The organism is Helicobacter pylori SA213A (genome assembly GCF_000476275.1).
Classification (GTDB): Bacteria; Campylobacterota; Campylobacteria; order Campylobacterales; family Helicobacteraceae; genus Helicobacter; species Helicobacter pylori_CL.
The window spans coordinates 1-2,380 of record NZ_CBOM010000040.1 but is presented as its reverse complement, the minus strand read 5'-3'; the positions used below and the strand labels follow the sequence as shown (position 1 = coordinate 2,380).

3 protein-coding genes and 1 pseudogene are annotated in these 2,380 nt (G+C 33.2%); 2 read left to right on the top strand and 2 right to left on the bottom strand.

Translation table 11 applies throughout. The annotated features are described in order from the left end of the window. Positions 1–66 (bottom strand): annotated as a pseudogene (locus QT74_RS08890) (DUF1104 domain-containing protein); the annotation flags it as partial. Positions 67–115: 49 nt separating this feature from the next. On the opposite strand from QT74_RS08890, the gene QT74_RS08600 reads away from it, so the two are divergent. Both QT74_RS08600 and QT74_RS07715 read left to right on the top strand, forming a co-directional pair. Next, positions 116–394 carry a hypothetical protein gene (locus QT74_RS08600; RefSeq protein ID WP_458860937.1) on the top strand — a complete coding sequence of 93 codons (279 nt, stop codon included), beginning with the start codon at positions 116–118 and terminating at the stop codon, positions 392–394. A 72-nt stretch (positions 395–466) separates the two neighbouring features. Then, positions 467–1,168 (top strand): CAAX amino protease, encoded by a 702-nt coding sequence (locus QT74_RS07715; protein WP_033765894.1) that lies wholly within the window; start codon positions 467–469, stop codon positions 1,166–1,168. An 81-nt stretch (positions 1,169–1,249) separates the two neighbouring features. Here QT74_RS07715 and QT74_RS07710 read toward each other — a convergent pair whose 3' ends face one another. Then, complete coding sequence (locus QT74_RS07710; RefSeq protein ID WP_033765892.1) at positions 1,250–2,323, bottom strand: tyrosine-type recombinase/integrase; 1,074 nt, start codon at positions 2,321–2,323, stop codon at positions 1,250–1,252. Positions 2,324–2,380 lie beyond the last annotated feature (57 nt).

The window sequence follows — 2,380 nt, the reverse complement described above, 5'->3', positions numbered from 1 at the left end:
CTCTTTTGCATTACAATACGCAATCAAAGTGGGAGGGAGCAATGAAATAGTGGCTAAATTTGGCATTATTGTAGTAATAGGAATTTCGCTGACATTCATTCAAAAAGTCCCCGAAATGATTAACGCTATCTTTGGCACACAAGGCGGTCTAACGGATGCTAAAAGCTTTGTATATCAGGGGGTGCAAATAGCTAGTGCTGGAGCTGGAGCCATAGCTGGAAGTTTTAAGAGTGTGGGTCGTTCAGCGTTTGGCAGAACGCTAGAAGCTTATAAAGACGCAAAATCTACGATAAACAGCACCACGGCTAACATGAGAGACATGCCAGGACATCCTGGTGTTAGAGTGGGCGTGGAGACGATTGAACTTCCCAAGTCTCATAGATCTAGCAAATGATAAAGGCCATTTTAGGGCAATTTTTGAAAATTATTTTTAGTGATAATTTTTCAAAAAACCTTAAGAGAAATCATGCAAGATTTACAACATTTCAAAAATGATATTACGCTCATTTTATCTAAAGAAAGATTAGATACTTATGACAGCCTAGAGCAATACAAAGAAAATTTGAAACTTATTTCTTTCATCACGCCTAAAATCTCTAGCTTAGAAATTTATTTACGCAACGCTTTAGATTATTGTTTAACCCAAATCAAAGGGAGTGATTGGGTATTTAGTGAAGATTCTTTAACAAATTTAATTAACGATCAAAACGATCAAAACAAGAAAAGAAAAAAGAAAAAAGAAATCACGCATTCTCTGATTTTATCTAAAATGTCTTTAGGGGCAGTGATTAATCTTGTTTTTTACTATAAATTAGAGGGGGTAATATTAGATTTAAAGCGCATCAATTTCAAATCCTATTACCCCAATAATAAAAATGCATTATTCATCAACAATAAAAAAAATCCATTATCTAGTGCCTCAAAGGTTCATATTGCTTTAAACTTGCTATGGACGATTAGAAATCGCGCATATCATTGGGAAAACTTACTCAAAACCAAACCAAACAACCGCCCACGCATTACGACTTATTTCACTGGGTTAAAAGACAATGATAGGGCAAAAATGCCTATGAATATAAGTGTAGAACCAAGTAAAATCGCCTTGTTTTTAGATGATTTAATTAAAAGCATTGGGAATAAAGACTTGGAAAATTTAAGTAGTTTGTGAAAAAAGGTGGGCTTCGGTTAGCCCATTGAATGTAAGCACATTATAACTCAAAAATCAAAATAAATCAAATTTTTTAAAAACCTACTCGCTTTTTTCATTTCTTAATAACCCCCCTAACACAAGAGCCACTTTTTTATTGTGTTCTTGAGTGGTATGGATATAGATTTTAGTAGAAAGCAAAGAACTATGACCCAACGCTTTTGAAGTTAAAACCAAATCCTGTGTTTCATCATAAATAAAAGTAGCAAAACTATGCCTAAAAAGATGCAAACCTAATCCATAAGATTTTACATCAATATTAGAGAGCTTAAAAATTTTAGCGATAAAGCCCTTTAAAGAGCAAGTTTTTTGTGTGGTGTTGTTTTTTGCTTTCTTAAATACAAAACGCCCCTTAAAACTCTTTAATCGTTTAGTATCGCTAAGCCACGCATTCAAAGGAATTTGCAAAAACTCTTTTTCAATATAAGCGTATCTCTCTTTGTTGTTTTTTCCTTTGATTAAAAGGCGGTAGTGGTTATTTTCTAAAGCAATGTTTTTTAGCTCCAAATCTAAGGCTTCAAACTTCCTTAATCCCCCTAATGCAATGAGCAGCAAAATACACTGATTGCGTTTTTCAAAACTGGTTTTGGGATGGTATTTTAGAAGAGCTTGGATAAAAGCCTTAAAATCATTTTTATTCAAATGTTTAGGCAAATGCGTTTCTTTCTTGGCAAACGATAGATTTTTAAGTTCAAAATCAAAGCTATAGTTTCTTTTCTTGTCTAAATAATCAAAGAATTGTCTTAAAACCATCACATATTTAGCCATAGAGCTTGGCTTCCTGTTTTTGGCTAATCCAAATAAGAAGTCTATAACCTGTTCTTCTGCTAGATTGTGCAAGGATTTGAGCTTAATCCTATTATCAAAATATTCAAAGAACAAAAACAAGCCTTGCATCATAATCGTATGCCTAACGCCTTGATTATAAAGCTTGTGATTGAGCTCTTTCAATGCGATAAGACTTTGGCATTCTAAAACTCTATCCTGCCATTTTAAGACCAATTGTAAATCATTCACGCTTTGAATGCGTATCATTGTTTTAAGCTTATGGTGTAAAAATGACTTAATATTATTAAACAATTCCCTACTAACCCTACTCATTTTGCAATCACTCATCTCTTTCTCCCTTAATTATTTTTAATCCATAAAAATCATCTTGTAGGGTTAAGAATG